At 52.7% G+C, this 17,875-nt stretch carries 16 protein-coding genes; 9 read left to right on the top strand and 7 right to left on the bottom strand.

Annotation, left to right across the window (positions count from 1 at the left end; all coding sequences use genetic code 11):
• Positions 1–204: 204 nt before the first annotated feature.
• Together ACT3TJ_RS10055 and ACT3TJ_RS10050 are read left to right on the top strand one after the other, a co-directional pair.
• Positions 205–339 (top strand): hypothetical protein, encoded by a 135-nt coding sequence (locus tag ACT3TJ_RS10055; protein WP_444621937.1) that lies wholly within the window; start codon positions 205–207, stop codon positions 337–339.
• Between the two features lie 217 nt (positions 340–556).
• Entirely contained in the window at positions 557–1,318 is a 762-nt protein-coding gene (locus ACT3TJ_RS10050; RefSeq protein WP_444621926.1) for a TlyA family RNA methyltransferase, read from the top strand.
• A gap of 7 nt (positions 1,319–1,325) precedes the next feature.
• Here ACT3TJ_RS10050 and mscK read toward each other — a convergent pair whose 3' ends face one another.
• Positions 1,326–4,661: a mechanosensitive channel MscK gene (gene mscK / locus ACT3TJ_RS10045; protein ID WP_444621927.1), complete on the bottom strand. Its 3,336-nt coding sequence runs from the start codon at positions 4,659–4,661 to the stop codon at positions 1,326–1,328.
• Positions 4,662–4,842: 181 nt separating this feature from the next.
• On the opposite strand from mscK, the gene ACT3TJ_RS10040 reads away from it, so the two are divergent.
• The 4 genes from ACT3TJ_RS10040 to ACT3TJ_RS10025 all read left to right on the top strand — a co-directional run bounded on the left by ACT3TJ_RS10040 (position 4,843) and on the right by ACT3TJ_RS10025 (position 6,983).
• The gene (locus tag ACT3TJ_RS10040; RefSeq protein ID WP_444621936.1) at positions 4,843–5,874 is read left to right on the top strand and encodes a phospholipase A; all 1,032 of its coding nucleotides are present in this window, start codon (positions 4,843–4,845) and stop codon (positions 5,872–5,874) included.
• An 80-nt stretch (positions 5,875–5,954) separates the two neighbouring features.
• A complete protein-coding gene (locus ACT3TJ_RS10035; RefSeq protein WP_172117107.1) occupies positions 5,955–6,287 on the top strand; it encodes a DUF883 family protein in 333 nt (110 codons plus the stop codon).
• A complete protein-coding gene (locus tag ACT3TJ_RS10030) occupies positions 6,287–6,691 on the top strand; it encodes a phage holin family protein (RefSeq protein ID WP_444621928.1) in 405 nt (134 codons plus the stop codon). The genes ACT3TJ_RS10035 and ACT3TJ_RS10030 overlap by 1 nt, the downstream gene beginning before the upstream one ends.
• The gene (locus tag ACT3TJ_RS10025) at positions 6,666–6,983 is read left to right on the top strand and encodes a YqjK family protein (protein WP_193054958.1); all 318 of its coding nucleotides are present in this window, start codon (positions 6,666–6,668) and stop codon (positions 6,981–6,983) included. Before ACT3TJ_RS10030 ends, ACT3TJ_RS10025 begins: the two co-directional genes overlap by 26 nt.
• A gap of 21 nt (positions 6,984–7,004) precedes the next feature.
• Here ACT3TJ_RS10025 and ACT3TJ_RS10020 read toward each other — a convergent pair whose 3' ends face one another.
• Positions 7,005–8,189, bottom strand: coding sequence for an NAD(P)/FAD-dependent oxidoreductase (locus ACT3TJ_RS10020; RefSeq protein ID WP_444621929.1), 1,185 nt, complete (start codon positions 8,187–8,189; stop codon positions 7,005–7,007).
• 133 nt (positions 8,190–8,322) lie between these two features.
• Here ACT3TJ_RS10020 and ACT3TJ_RS10015 point away from each other — a divergent pair, with 133 nt between their 5' ends.
• Both ACT3TJ_RS10015 and ACT3TJ_RS10010 read left to right on the top strand, forming a co-directional pair.
• Positions 8,323–9,390 carry an efflux RND transporter periplasmic adaptor subunit gene (locus tag ACT3TJ_RS10015; protein WP_444621930.1) on the top strand — a complete coding sequence of 356 codons (1,068 nt, stop codon included), beginning with the start codon at positions 8,323–8,325 and terminating at the stop codon, positions 9,388–9,390.
• The gene (locus ACT3TJ_RS10010; protein WP_444621931.1) at positions 9,390–12,497 is read left to right on the top strand and encodes an efflux RND transporter permease subunit; all 3,108 of its coding nucleotides are present in this window, start codon (positions 9,390–9,392) and stop codon (positions 12,495–12,497) included. The genes ACT3TJ_RS10015 and ACT3TJ_RS10010 overlap by 1 nt, the downstream gene beginning before the upstream one ends.
• A 103-nt stretch (positions 12,498–12,600) precedes the next feature.
• Here ACT3TJ_RS10010 and ACT3TJ_RS10005 read toward each other — a convergent pair whose 3' ends face one another.
• Entirely contained in the window at positions 12,601–13,029 is a 429-nt protein-coding gene (locus ACT3TJ_RS10005) for a DUF3617 domain-containing protein (RefSeq protein WP_172117113.1), read from the bottom strand.
• 136 nt (positions 13,030–13,165) lie between these two features.
• Between ACT3TJ_RS10005 and ACT3TJ_RS10000 the strand changes: the two genes are divergently transcribed.
• Positions 13,166–13,375, top strand: a complete 210-nt coding sequence (locus tag ACT3TJ_RS10000; protein WP_444621932.1) for a CPXCG motif-containing cysteine-rich protein — start codon at positions 13,166–13,168, stop codon at positions 13,373–13,375.
• An 18-nt stretch (positions 13,376–13,393) separates the two neighbouring features.
• Here ACT3TJ_RS10000 and ACT3TJ_RS09995 read toward each other — a convergent pair whose 3' ends face one another.
• From ACT3TJ_RS09995 to ACT3TJ_RS09980, 4 genes are all read right to left on the bottom strand, one after another.
• Entirely contained in the window at positions 13,394–14,215 is an 822-nt protein-coding gene (locus ACT3TJ_RS09995) for an ABC transporter permease subunit (RefSeq protein WP_172117114.1), read from the bottom strand.
• Positions 14,212–15,123, bottom strand: a complete 912-nt coding sequence (locus ACT3TJ_RS09990; protein ID WP_444621933.1) for an ABC transporter permease subunit — start codon at positions 15,121–15,123, stop codon at positions 14,212–14,214. The genes ACT3TJ_RS09995 and ACT3TJ_RS09990 overlap by 4 nt, the downstream gene beginning before the upstream one ends.
• A 34-nt stretch (positions 15,124–15,157) precedes the next feature.
• Positions 15,158–16,375: a polyamine ABC transporter ATP-binding protein gene (gene potA / locus ACT3TJ_RS09985; protein WP_444621934.1), complete on the bottom strand. Its 1,218-nt coding sequence runs from the start codon at positions 16,373–16,375 to the stop codon at positions 15,158–15,160.
• Between the two features lie 94 nt (positions 16,376–16,469).
• On the bottom strand, positions 16,470–17,573 hold the full coding sequence (locus tag ACT3TJ_RS09980; RefSeq protein WP_172117117.1) for a polyamine ABC transporter substrate-binding protein: 1,104 nt from the start codon (positions 17,571–17,573) through the stop codon (positions 16,470–16,472).
• Positions 17,574–17,875: the final 302 nt, after the last annotated feature.

Genomic DNA, 17,875 nt, shown 5'->3' with positions numbered 1-17,875 from the left:
GGCCTATCCCTCTTGCCCTATGAACATAAAATTTTCCGGCCTAGCGTACCATAACCCTATCAGCAGAGCCTTAGCTGACCTGACTCAATGCGTTAATAAACGCTAACTGCCCACTCTACGATCTACTCATTAGCCGATATAGCGGGCGTCGTGTGGGGTGAAGAGAGCGAACGGGAATACTCTCACCCTACAGGAGTAACGGTCATGCAAAAGAAGAGGCCCACGATAAAGCAGGCCGCCTTTGGCACCCACTGGGGGCTGATTTATTTTAAAGGCGATGATGCCCATACCCTGCGTGACCTTCTAAAACGACAGAAAGACCTCGACTTCTATGTATAATCCCCCTGACCACCGGAACAAGGAGTCATTGTGACGCCTCATAATGGCGCTATTGTGAGTACCGCAGGTAACGAATGACGAGCTTGATAGCGTCAAACAGTGTTTATATCGCAGTTGGGGAGCCTCTCGCTTGCCAGATACCGAGTTACAGGCCCTTGAAGGGTCTCACTCGCCACTTAACCCGTTATAGCCACGCGTTTAATTAACTATGTCATCAATGTTAAGACTCGATCAACTACTGGTCAGCCAAGGGTTAGCCAGTTCGCGTACACGTGCCCAGCGGCTTATTCGCCATGGGCGTGTGCGTTTAGAGGCGCCTTCGCGCGTGCTTACCAAACCCTCTGAAAAGTGGCCTGAGGATACACCGCTACTGGTCGACGACGACCCTGAGGAGCGTTATGTCTCTCGCGCCGGTTTAAAACTTGAAAGCGTGTTAACGGTTTTAAATAAGCGCCTGGATGACCATGTCATTTTGGATGTAGGACAGTCCACGGGGGGCTTTACCGACTGCGCGCTACACTTTGGCGCACGCCACGTGGTGGGTGTAGAAGTTGGCCATAGCCAGCTCGCGGAATCGCTACGTACCAACCCGCGTGTTACGTGCCTCGAAGGCCTTAACGCCAGGCACATGAGTTCATCCGTAGCACTGCAAGAAGCGATTACCGCGACTCCTATTGATACCGCAGTGATGGACGTCTCCTTTATTTCTCAGACACTGATTTTGCCGGAGATCGCCGCACTGCTGCCAACAGGAGGAGCGCTAATTTCGCTGGTTAAACCTCAGTTTGAACTAACCCCTGGAGCACTGGATAAGCGGGGCATCGTTCGACGCACGGCCGACTACCACACAGTGGAAGAAAAGATTCGCAAGGCCTGTGACGCTTGTGGGTTAACGGTGCAGCACTGGCAAGAGAGCCCGATTACCGGAGGAGACGGTAATCGGGAGTTTCTTCTTCATGCCCTTAAGCCTGCCCCCTGACATACGCCTAACTATGCGTAGACGGCGGTAACTTATTAATTGACTGCACTTTGACCGACTCCCCCCGGTCACGGTGCAGCCATACATCCACCTGTTCAAACGCCACACGAACACCTGCTTTTTGAAACAGCTCATTTACCCGACAATTGATTTCATCCGTCGCAGGCAAGCGCTCCTTGATGTCATCAACAAAAATGCGCAGCTCAAAATTGAAGCTATGGTTGCCATAGCTCAAACAGAACACCTGGGGTTCCGGGTCAATCAACACCCGCTCGTTTTCATCTGCCGCTTGGCGTAAAAGCTGATGCACTTTGGCCAGGTCCGAGTTATGCGCAACGCCATACGTCAGCACGACCCTGGTCACGTTATCTGAAAGAGACCAGTTAATAAGCTGATCCGTCACAAAGGTTTTATTGGGAATAATAATTTCTTTGCGATCGAAGTCAGTAACGGTTGTCGCTCGTATCCTTATGCGGTTCACGGTCCCGTGCAAGTTGCCCAGCGTAATCGTATCCCCAATGCGGATAGGCCGTTCGAACAGGATAATCAAACCTGAAATGAAGTTGGCAAAGATTTCCTGTAACCCAAAGCCCAGCCCCACACTGAGCGCCGCCACCAGCCACTGTAACTTGTCCCAGGAAACGCCCAGAGTGGCCAACGCAATCAGCATGCCCGTACCCACAATCGCATACGAGAGCAGCGAACTGATGGCATAGGCACTGCCCTGCTTTAGTGCCAAGCGAGACAAGACCATTACCTCTAAAAGGCCAGGCAGGTTACGCGCCATAATAAAGGTGACCGCGACCACCAGCAGCGCGGTAATAACATCCGTGACAGACAGTTCACTGCCAATCAAATCCTCATCGCCAGAATCCCACAGGGAAACGTGATCCAGATATCCCACCACGGATAAAAGATCCGACCAGACAAGATATAAAAGTAAGCTGAAGCCGATTAATAAAATCAGCTTGGAGAGGCGTAGCGACTGAGTATTGATTTTCTCCATATCCAGCGGCGGCTCTTCCACCACCTCCAGCCCCCCTTCAGCTTCCTCCTGCGCTTGAGCACGTCGGGCAAGTGCTCGTCGGTAAGCCAAGCGTCTGGCGGCAACAGCCAAACTACGCACTACCGTCGCCTCAACAACCACCCACAGCCCCAATAAATAAAGCGTGATAGCAAACCGTCCCACCAAACGCAGTGCGGTATATTCATACCCCCACACGATCAAGCCCACCAATACGAGCGGGATGGCAGCCATGGCGAGTCCCAACACCAAACGGAATAAGCGAAGCCCAAAAAAAGGAACATGTGCCAAAATCAGCTTCGTTAGCCACCAGCTCATGGCTAACAGCCCCGCGACCATCAGGCCCAGTGCAATAGGACGCAAGGCTAGAGGTGCTTGCACCTGCCCCGATATTGTCGCAATCGCTATCACCGGAACCAGCGCAAACCCCAGCCAACGTAATAGCTTACGAATCTGGGCGTTATAACGAGCAGGACAGGTAAAGTGCCGTTCGGCAACGCCATCAGGTGCGAGCAAACGCCGCCCCCACGCCACCACCCCCCAGCTTAACGCGAGTTGCATTAACGCAGGCGCAATACTGTGGGTTAATGCATCGTCTGTTTCGCGAAGCCCTACTCCAACACCGGCTAGCATCAACGGCCCCGGAATAGCCAATAGCGCGTTTAACAGCACTGCTTTTGGTGTGTGTAACTGAGTATCGCTTTTTAAACGGCCAATCTGAGAATGGATTGTCGCCAAGCGCTCTTTTATCCGCGCGTGTAACCCGATGAGCAACAGACCAAGCAGCATCCATGGCAGCCCAAACACTATTTTCCAGGAAAGCGCCTGCCAGTGGTTTGAAAAAATGACTCGCCACTCGCCTTCTCGCCACTCCAGGCGAATGTTGTTGGGCAACTGGCGCAGCCAGTTAATATCCACAGGCTGACTGTTAGCGACCCAAAATAACTGCTCATAAATGGTGGTACGTAGCTCGCGTGTCGTGGTGAGCAGCTGCTTCTGATTCAGCTGTAGCTCAATCGCAGAACTTAAAAGGCTGCTGTAGGATTGCTCCAACTGCTCTACCAGCTCACGACGCTCTCTATAAATCTGGTTCAATGCGTCGATCACACTTGGGGTTGCCTCAAGGCCTGCCTCCTCCACGCGCTGAATGGCTAACCGTCTGCCGTGGCGCAACTGGTCACTCTGGCGGGTTAAATCAAACTGTCTCAATCGAAGATCCGCAATTTCATCCTGCAAATGTCGATGCGGAACTGGCGTAGGCAATGATTGGCGCTGCTCATTTAAAATAAGTGATAACAAATGACTCCCACGCATGGCATCAATCTGTTCATTGAGGCTACGCTGCAATTGGAGTACATAGTCCAGATCACGCTGCGCCTCAAAATTTTCACGCAAGATAGTGTTGCTGCGGTCAGTTGCCTGCAGCAGTTCCTGGCTTATGCGTTGATTAACTTGCTGGGCATCAAGTATGACAGGGTTGCCCTCAGCCAAAAGCGAATTATCCACGATGGTCTCGGCCGCCACTTGCTCAGACTCAAGGGTACGCTGAAGGTCACTGGCATCCTCAAGTAAACCCAAACGCTTTTCCTGGTAATCAATTTGCAACGAAAAGAGGTCGCGCCGTTGTTGCGCGAGTTCACGCAATCGACTGTTAACACTTAACTCTCGTTGGTTATAAGCGGCATCTCGTTCTGCCAAGAGACGTGCCAAGCCAAGCTGTATGAGCTGCGCATCTTTTGAGAGTGAGAGCTGGCTATCCGTTAATAGCGCTTCGCGATCGTCGTACTCACGGCGTAGCGTTTCAGCACGTTGCAGGGCATTGGAGATTGCCTGCTGGGCTCGCTCGGGTAACGTAATCGAGGCCAGTAACTGCGAGTTCACATCGGTCAATTCCCCTTGCAGCTGCTGCAGTTCAAGGACAGCATCTGCCTGCTGTGACGTTAAATCGTCCAACGACATATCGGCGAATGCTTGGGCAGTTAACTGCTGAAAACTCTCCTCCACCTCACCCAGCGCAAGCTCTAACTGGTACAACTGTTCAGGCGCCTCATCAACCCGCTGATTAAGTACCTTTAAACGTTCATCATTAGCATCCAAACGTTGGTAAATTTCCAGCGCGTCCCTTAAATTGGTCTGCTCGCTAACCTGCTGCGCGGTTAGCTCACCATCTACTGAATCGAGCGCTGCCAAGCGCTCCGCTATTGTCTCTTGTGAGGGTACTTGATCAACGTCAAAGGCGCCCTGAACGCTAACGCACACCGTCATCAAATAAAGCGCCAATAGCACCTTCAAGGTATAATTACAGATACATCTAACCACGGTTGATATACCCTCAGAAAAAAATGATAGTGGTAAAAATTAAATACCAGCCATTGTCAGGGGTTCCATTGACCTGCGCAACGAAGAGGTTGACTTACTCTCTTGGCATGTATAGAAACGACTCTGATAATTGATCCTTCCCCTTTATTATTTGCGAGTCGCTTCAATGGTCACCCGAAAAATGGTCACCCGAAAACTGCTGTATGCAAGCGTAATAGCCTTGCTAAGCACAGTAACGTACAGTAGCCCTGCCTTAGCCGACTCCCAGGAAGAAATTGAAGCGCGCATTCGTGAGCTCAATAGTGAACTCTACCAGCTTCAACAACAACTAAATAACCAGACAGCACTTGGCGACACGCCTGCAAAAGTGACGGTAAAGCAACCACCCGAAGTCGCCGCTCGTGAAGATATCATCGAACGCCGGCTGCTTGAGCAAGAATCGACACGCAATCCCTTTTCGATCACCACACACCGCCTTAACTATTTGTTCCCTGTCAGCTATAACGCAAAACCGAATGCTGAGAATTTTCGGGAAATCACCACTGATTCAGACGCGGATCGCTACGAAATCAAGTTCCAATTAAGCGTTAAAGCCAACCTGGTAGAAGATGTTTTCGGCGATGCAGGGGATCTCTATTTTGGCTATACCCAGCGCAGCTGGTGGCAGGCTTACAATACCGATGCCTCCTCCCCGTTTAGAGAAACCAATTACGAACCCGAGCTGTTTATCGACTTCGATAACGCCTGGGATGCGCTTGGCTGGGTAAATACACGCAATCGCGTTGCATTTAATCACCAATCGAATGGCCGCTCAGACCCTCTCTCGCGCAGTTGGAACCGCGTCTACCTGGAAAGCACATTCCAACGTGGCGATTGGGCAGTGACGTTCGCTCCTTTTTGGCGCGTTCCTGAGTCTGCCAGTAATGATGATAATCCTGATATTGAACGTTATATGGGCTATGGCGATATCCATATTGCCAAGCGGCTCAATAACAACCATGAAATCAGCGCGTTATTTCGAGGCAACCCGGGCGCAGGTAACTATGGCACTCAAATTGACTACAGCTGGCCTACGTTTGGCAACCTGCGCGGGCACATCCAGTATTACTATGGCTATGGTGAAAGCATGATTGACTACGATGATCGTGTTAACCGTCTAAGCATTGGTTTTAGTTTAAATCCCCTGTTTAGTGCGACGGGTTTGAACCGCTAAAAAATGGCCTTGTCTATCATGTGTCGGCTGCTATGCTGATATAGATTAATTATTTCATTCATTCGTCAAAGGAAGACAAAATGGCTAAGCGTCAATTCGATACTGAGCACCGCGCTGACCAGTGGAAAGAAGATCTGCGCCACTTAAGCGACACCATAGAAGAACTGGTTAACGCAACGTCCAAGGATGCCAGCAGCGAAATGCACGACCTTCGCGCTCGTGCTGAAAGCCGCCTTAAAAATGCTCGTGAACGCCTGGAAGCTCGCGGCGAGCGAATTTATGATGAAACCCGTGAAACGCTTTCAAATCAAGTTGACTGCTGTGATCGTTATGTACGCGAAAACCCGTGGTCCAGCATCGGTATCGGCGCGGCCGTCGGTCTATTGGTAGGTATGCTGCTCGGACGCCGCTAATGTCTTTGGGGCCAACCCAACGCGTATTTTCTGCCGCCAAGCGCTTGGTAAGGTCACTGGTTGCTAACAGTGAAACCCGACTGCGTTTGGCGGTTTTAGAACTCGAAGAAGAGCGCGCTCGTTTAGTCACCCTGTTTCTTTTGACCGGCGCCAGCTTATTACTTTTATTGCTGGGTGTAATAACGCTTACCGCGCTAGTCATCGTGGTTTTTTGGGACTCTTACAGGTTGCTGGCGATTGGTGTCAGCGCGGGTATCCTAATAGCAGCCAGTCTATTATTGGCAGCCATTGCTATTCGTCAGGCCAAACGGCATACGTTTTTAAAAGAAACGCTTAAACAACTAGCGGCTGATCGTGCTCTGCTTGAGGTGAAAGGCGATGAAGCAAACCAACAAGAGCGTTAAGCCGCCCAACCGCTCTGAGCGTATAAGCCGTGCTGAGCGCAAAGCAGCATTACTTGCACAGCTTGAGCAGCAGCGCATTGATATTCTGGTATGCAGCGACTATCTACAGCGTTCGGCCTCCCCACTTGATCAAAAGTGGCGCAGCATCAAGTTACCGCTTTACGCCGCTGGCGGTCTGCTCGCCTACAAATTTGTACGCAGACCGGGCGGAGTAATGGCAGCCGGTAGAAAAGCGCTTGCAGGCTATATGCTATTTCGCAAACTGAAGCTGCTTTCTAACGTTGTTACTTAATTGCCGGGCCGCACATGCGGCCTAGCAAGCTTGCCCACAAGCAACCCCACTCGCCCACGCCCACTGAAAGTTATACCCTCCAAGCTCACCAGTCACGTCCAGCACTTCTCCTATAAAGCGCAGTTGAGGCACATCTTTTACCTCAAACGATTTCGATGAGATAGCGTCTGTATTGACCCCGCCCATGGTTACCTCTGCCGTACGCCACCCTTCAGTGCCCGCTGGTTTAAGCTGCCATTGGTTAAGCCGACAGGCCCATTGATCTACTTCATCGTTACTGTATTGAGCAAGCGGCGCTGCCTGATTCGAGTCTGGGTACCACTCTAAAAGTGCCTGAGCAAAGCGTTTGGGAAAGCGCTCTCCCAACCAGGTGGATAGCTGACGTTTGGGCGTTGTTTGACGCGCCTCACGCAGTGACGCGGCGGCATCCTCGCCCGGCAATGTATCAATTTCTATGGATGAGCCGGGTTGCCATACGCTGGATATCTGTAGCATAGAGGGGCCCGACAAGCCCCGGTGCGTGAACAGCATCGGCTCAACAAACCGCCGCCCTGCACAGCTCACCGCGACAGGCAAGCTGAGTCCGGAAAGCGCAGCACTGCGCTCCTTCCAGAAATCACTCAGGGCAAAAGGCACTAGCCCAGGTCGAGTAGGTAACACGTCCAGGCCAAACTGGCGTGCCAGCTCATAACCAAACCCGGTGGCGCCCATCGTGGGAATCGATAAACCACCGCTCGCCACCACTACAATCCCAGCATCAATGCTCCCCATGGATGTCATCAGGCGCATGGCGTCGCCTTGCCTGGCGACTTTATTGATCTGGGTATTTAGCGCTATTTCTACACCCGCCCATTCGCACTCTGTCCATAGCACTCGCACAATCTCTTTAGCCGACGTTGCACAGAATAGCTGTCCAGGGGCTTTTTCCACGTACTCGACGCCATGCCGGTCAACCAGCTCTACAAAGTGTTCCGGCCGATAGCGCTTAAGCGCGGAAATACAAAAATACGGATTTTCAGAGTAAAAATGCTGAGGTGTGGTGCCAAGATTGGTAAAGTTGCAGCGGCCACCGCCGGACATCAGTATCTTCTTACCTGCCTTGTTGGCGTGGTCGAGTACCAGCACGCGTCGGCCTGCATAGCCAGCCTGTGCAGCGCACATTAGGCCTGCAGCACCGGCGCCGATAACCACGACATCATAAACCATAGAGAATTGCTCTTGGGGGGAGAAGACCCGCATTTTAACAGTTCAAGACCAAGAGAAAATGTTTCTTCACGTTTCATGACATCATATAAGAGTGCTAACCAGGGTTACCCCCACGCCTGATACCGAGAAACCTATGTCCGCGTATGCCCGACCGTATTTGCTTGTTTTGCTCTCAAGCCCCGCCCAAGGGCAAACCGCAGCGCAGCCTGCACCTTCTGTAATTGGCAGCCGCGCAGAAATAATGACGTGGTCTGACCCACTGGAAGCCTTGGGCACCCTGCGTGCCGATGAGAGCGTTACGCTTTCTGCGACGGTTACCGATATTGTGGCCGAGATCAATTTTGAGGATGGCGCCCAGGTTGAACAGGGGCAAGTACTGATTCGCCTGGACGATGCCGAAGAGCAAGCCCAGTTGCGCTCAGCTCAAGCCATCAGTGACGAACGAAGTAACACGCTTGGTCGTACCATCCAGCTACAGGAACGCAACCTGGCCGCTCGGGCGGACCTGGAAGACTTTCAAGCACAGCTTCGCCAAGCGCAAGCCAATACACAGGTTATCGAAGCGCGGCTTACCAACTACCAAATCAAAGCGCCGTTCAGCGGCCGCGTGGGGTTGCGTAGCCTTAGTACCGGCACACTGGTAACGCCCGGCATGGAATTGGTAACGCTCGACAAGCTGGATGTGATGAAGCTTGATTTTAGCGTTCCTGAACGCTTTCTAAGCCGCCTTTCAATCGGGCTACCGCTCAGTGCTACGACAGCCGCCTACCCCGACGATAGTTTTACTGGCGACATTGCCAGTATCGATACACGCATTGACCCTATCTCGCGAAGCGTTAACGTGCGAGCCGTGCTTGAAAACCCCGATATGCGCCTTCGGCCGGGTATGTTGATGGAAGTGGTCGTTCAACAGCGCGTACGCGATGCCATCGTGCTGCCCGAAGCGGCACTCGAACCCAGTGGCGACCAACACTATGTCATGGTGATTGACCAAAGTGGCCCTACCCCGCGCCTTGAAAGGCACAGCGTAGTGATAGGTGAGCGGCGCTACGGGCAGGTAGAAATTCTTGAAGGCGTTGAAGCAGGCGACCTGGTGGTGGTTCACGGCTTGCAACTGGCAAGAGACGGGCTGGAAGTGCGTTTACTGGGCATCGTGGACGATGAAACGAGTATTCGCGCCTTATTGGAGGCCGATCGCTAATGCGTCTATCGGACATTTCCGTACAGCGACCCGTGCTTGCCATGGTCATCGCCGCGCTGATCATTGCCTTTGGCTTACTGGCGCTTAATCGGCTTCCTCTGCAAGAGTATCCCACCGTGGATCCTCCCATCGTCAGTATTGATACCCGCTACCCGGGTGCGTCCGCCGATGTCGTCGAAACGCGCATTACTCAAGTGCTGGAAGACCGAATTGCAGGCGTCGAAGGCATTGAGTTAATTACCTCGCAAAGTGAGGATGGCCGATCACGCATTGAAATTGAGTTTGGCATTGAAATGGATATTAACGCGGCGGCAAATGATATTCGTGATCGAATTTCGGGCGCCTTGCGTAACCTGCCCGACGATGCCGACGCTCCGGAAGTCACCAAGGCCGATAGTAGCGAAGAGATCGTGGTATGGCTAAGTCTCTCGGGCGCCGACTACTCAATTACCGAGCTTACGGATTACGCCAACCGCTTTCTGGTTGACAGCCTGTCTGTACAACCGGGCGTTGCCCGCGTTCGTATCGGCGGTGGCCGGGATTACGCCATGCGCGTATGGCTGGACCGCAATGCGCTTGCCGCTCGCGGCCTGACCGTCGGCGATATTGAAGATGCCCTGCGCGCCGAAAACGTTGAGCTACCGGCAGGCTCCATTGAATCACAAGACCGCCAGTTTATCGTTCGCCTCCCGCGCAGCTTTGCAACCGCCGATGACTTTAAACGCCTGGCTCTAAATCAACATGATAATGGCTATCTAGTACGACTGGACGACGTTGCCCGGGTTGAGGTCGGCTCGGTAGAAGATCGCTCCGTATTTCGCGCCAATGGCATTCCCATGGTCGGGCTTGGCATCGTTATGCAGTCGACCGCTAATGTCATTGAGCTTTCAAGTGCAGTGCGGCATGAGTTGGAGCGCCTTCAAGAGACGCTACCCGAGGGCATGACGCTTGGCCTAACCCATGATGCCTCGGTCTTTGTTTCCGGTGCCATTGAACAAGTCGTGATGACGCTGTTTATTGCCATGGGCCTGGTCGTCGTGGTGATCTTTTTATTCCTGGGTAATCTGCGAACCACGCTGGTGCCTGCCGTTACCGTTCCTATTGCGGTCATTGGGGCTTTTACCGCGCTTGCCGTGATGAACTTTTCAATCAACTTGCTCACTCTGCTGGCGCTGGTGTTGGCGATTGGTTTGATTGTTGATGATGCCATTGTGGTACTGGAAAATATCAATCGCCGCATGCACGACTATGGTGAAACGCCGCTGGTAGCCGCTTTTAGAGGAACACGCCAGATTGCGTTTGCGGTTATTGCTACCACGCTGGTGTTGGTCGCGGTATTTGTTCCGTTAAGCATGCTGCAGGGCGACATTGGTCGGCTCTTTTCCGAGTTTGCCCTCACGATGGCGGCAGCCGTTGTTTTCTCGACACTCCTGGCGCTTACCCTAACCCCCATGATGGCGTCCAAGATTCTTAAACCCGGCATGCACGACAGCGCCGTGGGTAAAGGTGTCCAGTGGCTACTGGGTGTTACTCAGCGACGTTACCAGCGTATCCTTGAGTGGCTACTTGCACGCAGTTGGATAGTTGTCGGGGTATTTGCACTGTTGATCGCCATGACGGCATGGCTAACCACCGAGCTGCCCAATGAGTACACCCCACAAGAGGATCGTGGCAACTTTATCGTATTGGTGAATGGTCCTGAAGGCGCCACCTTCGATTACATGATGGACTACATGGATGAAATCGAAGCACGACTTGCTCCCCTTATAGAAACGGGTGAGCTTGAACGTGTGGTCGTACGTGCGCCACGCGGCTTTGGCAATATCGAGAATTTTAACGGCGGTTTTGTCATCATCAATATGGCCGATTGGGGCAGCCGCCGCAGCGCATGGGAAGTAATGGATGACGTGCGAGCGCTGCTAAGGCCACTGCCTGGCGTTCAAGCATTCCCCGTTATGCGTCAGGGCTTTGGCCAACGCACACAAAAGCCTGTTCAGTTTGTGATTGGCGGCGGTAATTACGCAGAACTCGCTCGCTGGCGCACCCTGCTGATGGACTATGTGCGGGAGGATAACCCACGCATTACGGCGCTTGAAAGCAACTATAACGAGACCCAGCCACAGCTCAGTGTCGAGATTAACTATGAGCGAGCAGCAGCATTGGGCGTAACGATTACCGAAATAGGCCGTACACTTGAAGTGCTGTTAGGCGGTCGCAACGTTACCCGCTACGTGGATAACGGCGAAGAGTACGACGTGATTATCGAAGGTGATCGCGATCGGCAGAACAGCCCCCGCGCCCTGGATAATATACAGGTACGCTCGGCACGCTCTGGTGAACTAATCCCTCTCGCAAGCCTTGTGACGCTTACCGACGTTGCTGGCGCCAGCATGTTAAACCGCTTTGACCGTATTCGAGCCATTACCATCGAGGCCAACCTGGCTGACGGCTACCCGCTTGGGGAGGCGCTTACATATCTACAAGCTACCGCCGACACGCTGTTGCCCGAAGAAGCACAAACCAACGTGGCAGGCCCTTCACGTGATTTTCAGCAGGCAAGTGGCGCGACCACCTTTCTGCTGGTGTTAGGTGCCATCGTGGTATTTCTAGTGCTGGCCGCTCAGTTTGAAAGCCTTATCCACCCCCTTGTTATTATGCTGACGGTACCGCTTGCGATGAGCGGCGCTCTACTGGCCCTTTTGCTAAGCGGGCAGTCGCTTAACATTTATAGTCAGGTTGGCCTGGTACTATTGATTGGTCTGGCTGCCAAAAACGGTATTTTGATCGTCGAGTTTGCCAACCAGCTACGTGATGAGGGTAAAGCCTTTCGTACAGCGCTCATTGAAGCCTCCGTCACCCGGCTACGGCCTATTTTGATGACCGCAATCACCACCATGGCAGGTGCCATACCACTGATTATTTCAAGCGGGCCAGGCGCTGAATCCCGCCTGGTGATTGGCACGGTGATAATGGCAGGCGTTGGTGCGGCGACACTGTTCACGCTGTTTGTAGTGCCGGTTGCATACGACCTTTTGGCACGTCATACCGGCTCCCCCGGTGCGGTTAAACGGCGTCTGGAAGAGGAAATTTCCGACTCCGCCGGTTAGCGACGTGTTGCGGCTTTTCTTTCCAGAGGTAAAGAAAGGCTATCGGTCAAAAAAAGGGCGCCTCTTCAAAAGAGGCGCCCTTTTCAGGCATCAACGCAAGTGATTATTCACACTCACCTACACGCTGACCTTCAATAGCGGTATTCATGGTCAGCTCGCCCATTGGCGACTGAGTGAGAATATCAACGCTGCCGCTGATTTGCTCGCCCATAAAGCTCATATCGCCATCAATATTGGCTTCACCACCCTCTGCGCGACATACCATGCTGTAAGAGAGACCGTCAGCACTCATTTCCTGATTGAGAAGCTCGCAGCCATCTTCTTCTTCGATAAACCCAAACTCGGCGCCTTCAAGGTCATCCTGAGTAATACATTGACGCTCGGTTTCCGTTTGATCCGGAATATCCATGTCGCCACTGATGCTGGTCACGCTGACGAACTCCCACTCGCCTGGGGTAACATTCGGTGTTTCCGCCAAGGCGACCATCGGGAAGGCCAAAGTGGCCGCTACTACCATGTTTCGTAACATCATCGTTTCTCTCTTTAGCACGTTGAAAAACAGTCCGTGGAAAACCGCGTATATCCTACCTGATTCATCACCGCCATGCCCGGCTTCGCGCAGACTGCTACACTGCCGCCAAGCTCCAAACTTTTAAAGGTAGCTGCTTATGCACGATGATGCCCTGGTAAACCACGATTTTAACTGCCCCTATTGCGATGCGCCTCTGACGTTTGTCATCGATACATCTCAAGGCAGCCACGCCATGTGGGAAGATTGCCATCAATGCTGTGCGCCTATTCAGCTAGAAATCATCATCTCGCCCATGACCGGCGAACTTGAAGCCGTGTTAACCGGCCGAGACGATGACGTTTTCTAGCCAAGCGCCTCCTTGTTGCTAATTTATTTGCCGCTTGGCTTCGCTACGACGCATCAGGTACCACGCCAAAAACGTCACCAGCGATACCGTCAAAATAATCAGCGTCGCCAGCGCGTTAATTTTAGGCGATACGCCCATGCGTACGGATGAAAACACCACCATGGGCAGCGTATTGGCGCCAGGACCAGACACAAAGCTTGCGATGACCAGGTCATCCAACGACAGCGTGAAGGCAAGCAGCCAGCCCGCCGCCAGCGCAGGGGCAATAATGGGTAGCGTGATAAAAAAGAATGTTTTAAGCGGTGGTGAACCTAAATCCATTGCCGCCTCTTCTATCGAGCTATCCAACTCGCGCAGCCGTGCCGCCACTACAATGGCAACGTAAGCGCTGCAAAAGGTGGTATGCGCAATCCAGATAGTGCCTACACCGCGGTCGGCGGGCCAGCCTGTCAGCTGTGCCATTTGAACAAATAGCAGTAGCAGCGACAGCCCGGTAATGACCTCGGGCATGACAAGGGGTGCCGTTACCATGCTGGAAAGTGCCGTTTTTCCACGGAAGCGTCCAAATCGCGTCATTACAAACGCCGCGACCGTTCCCAAACATACCGCCATGCTCGCGGCAAAAAACGCGATTTTTAGACTCGTCCATACTGCCGAAAGAATTTGTTGGTCCTGGAACAGCGCCCCGTACCACTGGGTTGAAAAGCCCGCCCACACGGTAACGAGCCTGGAAGAGTTGAAGGAGTACACCACCAACACCGCCATCGGCAGATAGAGGAACACCAGGCCGAGTATCAGCATCACGGTTGAAAAATGCGGCCGCCGTCGTACTACGCTCATTCTTCAAGCCCCCGAGACTGGTAACGGTGAAACCAAACAATCGGTATTAACAGCAGCAGTAACATCACCATTGCCAGCGCCGACGCAACGGGCCAATCGCGATTAAGGAAAAACTCCTCCCAAAGTACCTTACCAATCATCAGCGTATCCGGGCCGCCCAATAGCTCGGGAATAACAAACTCGCCCACGGCCGGGATAAATACCAACATTGACCCCGCAATAATTCCCCCCATCGAAAGGGGCAGCGTTACCTTGATAAAAGTATTGAGTTTACGTGACCCAAGGTCCGAAGCGGCCTCCAGTAGTGAATTATCCAGCCGGGTTAGATGGGCATAAAGCGGCAACACCATAAAGGGAAGATAGGCATAGACAATACCTATCACCACGGCAAACTGCGTATTCATCATTCGTAAAGGCGTATCGATCAGATCCAACCCTATCAGTAGATTATTGATAAGACCGCTGTTACTTAAAATTCCCATCCAGGCATACACGCGAATCAAAAACGAGGTCCAGGAGGGCAACATCACCAGCAACAACAATAGAAGCTGCCAGCGTGCCGGGGCACGGGCCATGGCGTACGCCATCGGGTAGCCGATCAACAAACAGGCCACGGTTGAGATAAACGCCGTTTTTACAGACCCCCAATAGGCGGCTGCATACAGCGAATCGGAGAGCAAAAACAGATAGTTGCCCACATTTAAAAAAATATGCAGGGTCTGGTTGGTATACTCAAGCAGCGGCCCATAAGGAGGGATCGCCACAACCCCTTCCGACAAACTGATCTTCAGTACCAGGGCAAAGGGCAGCAAAAAAAACAGCAGTAGCCATACAAGCGGCAAGGCAATCACCGCCCGACGCCCTAACTGTAAGCGTTTGAACAGGGCGGTGAGTTGAGATGGCATCATCGCAAGCAATCTCCCAAGTAGCCAGAAAGGGCCATTAGCGGTTCAACACGATGGCACTGTGGTCTTCCCAGTAGACATACACACTGTCTTCCCAGGTTGGCCGGTCACCTCGCCGTTCGGTATTCGCCATGCTGACTTTAATCAACTGACCCGAGGCGGTGCGTACGTAGTAAAGCGAAAAACCACCCAGGTAGGCGATATCGTGGACTTTACCCTCTGCCCAGTTGTAGTCAGACGAGGGTTTCTCGCGCGTTAGCCAGATTTTTTCCGGGCGCAGCGCTGCCCATACCCGCCGATCAACCGCTTGAGTTGTAATGCCGTGGTCGATATAAATGGGGCGTTCAAGCTCAGGCGATACGATTTGGCAGTGGTCAGCGGCATCTTCCACAATCTCGCCTTCAAACAGGTTCACCGTACCGACAAATTCCGCCACCATACGGCTGGCTGGGCTTTCATACACATCGACCGGCGAGCCGACCTGCTCAATCCAGCCATCGGCCATAATGGCGACACGATCCGCCATGGTCATGGCCTCTTCCTGATCGTGGGTCACCATAATGCAGGTCACGCCTACCTGCTCAATAATCTCGACCACTTCCAACTGCATTTCAGTACGCAACTTTTTATCCAGCGCGCCCATGGGCTCATCAAGCAGCAACAGTTTTGGCCGTTTGGCGAGGGAGCGCGCCAGCGCCACCCGTTGACGCTGGCCACCGGAAAGCTGATGCGGCTTACGCTTGGCAAAGCGCTCCATATGCACCAGTTTCAGCATTTGCGCCACGCGCGCATCTACTTCAGCCTTGGCAAGCCTGTCCTGTTTTAGCCCAAAGGCAATATTTTGCGCCACCGTCATGTGCGGAAATAGCGCATAGGATTGAAACATCATGTTAATCGGACGCTTGTAGGGCGGGACCGCGGTAATGTCTTGACCGCCCAGCAAAATATGCCCGTCCGTGGGAGTTTCAAACCCGGCAAGCATACGCAACAGCGTCGACTTCCCCGAACCCGAGCCGCCTAAAAGCGCAAAAATCTCACCACGCTTCACCTGTAAATTTACATTATCTACCGCCAAGGCCTCGTCAAAGCGCTTACATAAGCCTTTAACTTCTAGCACGATGTCTTCTGCAAACCGCGGTGCCTTGCCTTGTGGGCGCTGTACCGCCAAGGCAGACGCTGCCGTTTCGTTCACTGAAGGTTCGTTTGCCGAGGGTTCGCTCGCCGAATTTCCGTCCGACAGGGGCGTAGTGACCATTCGCCACTCCCATCAAAAGGCCCGGAAAACCGGGCATTAAAAGATGAACAGCGAGACAGGCAAAAGGCCTGGCTCGCTGCCGGATGAGGTTAGCTTAACGGCCAGACTTTACACGGTTCCACACACGCGTACGGATACGTTGTACCGGCTGTGGCATGTCAAGCGCCACATACAGGTTTTGCATAACCTCGGCTTCGGGATAGATCGCCGGGTCATTCAGAATTTCTTCCGGAAGGTAAGCATCGGCCGCCGCATTGGGGTTGGCGTAGCTGACGTAATCGGTAATTTCTGCGGCAATTTCCGGGTCCAGGATAAAGTTAATAAAGGCATGGGCGTTTTCAGCATTGGGCGCGTCCGCCGGGACCGCCATAACATCAAACCACAAGGCGGCGCCTTCTTTAGGAATGCTATAGCCAATGTCAAAATCACGCCCTGCTTCCTCGGCACGCTCAGCAGCCTGGAATACATCGCCTGAATATCCGCCTGCCACACAAATATCGCCATTGGCCAAGTCAGATACGTAGCGTGAAGAGTGGAAATAGGTAATATCATCGCGCACGGCGCTAATCACTTCACCGGCGGCTTCAAAGTCTTCCGCGTTTTCGCTTAGCGGGCTCAGGCCCAGGTAAGCCATGGCCGCGGGCAGCATTTCCTCACCCGTATCCAGCATTGAAATACCGCAACCCGCCTTTTTTAACGCGGAGGTAATTTCAGGGTCAAATAGCATTGCCCAACTATCGACCGGCGCATCATCGCCCAGGATTTCTTTCACGCGCTCAACATTGTAGCCAATACCGTTAGTGCCCCACATGTAAGGCACTGAGTAGTCGCCATCAGGGTCAATCGCGTCTAAATTTTCCATCAACTCGGTATTGAGATTTTCCAGGTTAGGTAACTGCTCTTTATCAAGCGCTTGATAAACGCCCGCTTGGCGTTGACGCGTAAAGAAGTGCGTAGAAGGCACCACTACGTCATACCCCGAACGGCCTGCCAGCAAGGCAGCGTCAAGCGTCTCATTACTATCATAAACATCGTAGGTAACATCAATGCCGGTACGCTCGGTGAATTTTTCAAGCGTTTCCGGTGCTATATAATCTGACCAGTTATATACCCGTACCTCATCGGCATGGGCGACTGTCGCCGCTGCGGCTAAAGAAACGGCCGCAACGGCCCCGGAAAGTTTGTGAATGTTCCCCATTTCGTGCTCCTCATTATCCAAAAACAGTTATTCAGCAACGGTTATTCAAAAACAGCTCTTCAAAACAGTACCATCTAGATTAACGCCAGCCATCAGCCACTCGCCGTTAGCGTGGGCTTTTCTACTGAACGCGAATTTTGCGGCGCAGCGGTCTCTATCGCAAGTCAATGTGAAAGATTCTTGTATTATAGTGGGCCTGCCCCCACTTCAAGGTCTGCGGAGCGTAGATAGGCTGCTGCATAATAGTAAAAGACTATACGCTAAATGGTGTTTTTCAATTTTAGCTATCAGGAAAATACCCC

The sequence above is a fragment of the Halomonas sp. AOP30-A1-24 genome, from assembly GCF_052378165.1.
Lineage (GTDB): Bacteria > Pseudomonadota > Gammaproteobacteria > Pseudomonadales > Halomonadaceae > Vreelandella > Vreelandella citrativorans.
The sequence above is the reverse complement of the archived record's forward strand: the minus strand, read 5'-3'. Positions and strand labels throughout refer to the sequence as shown.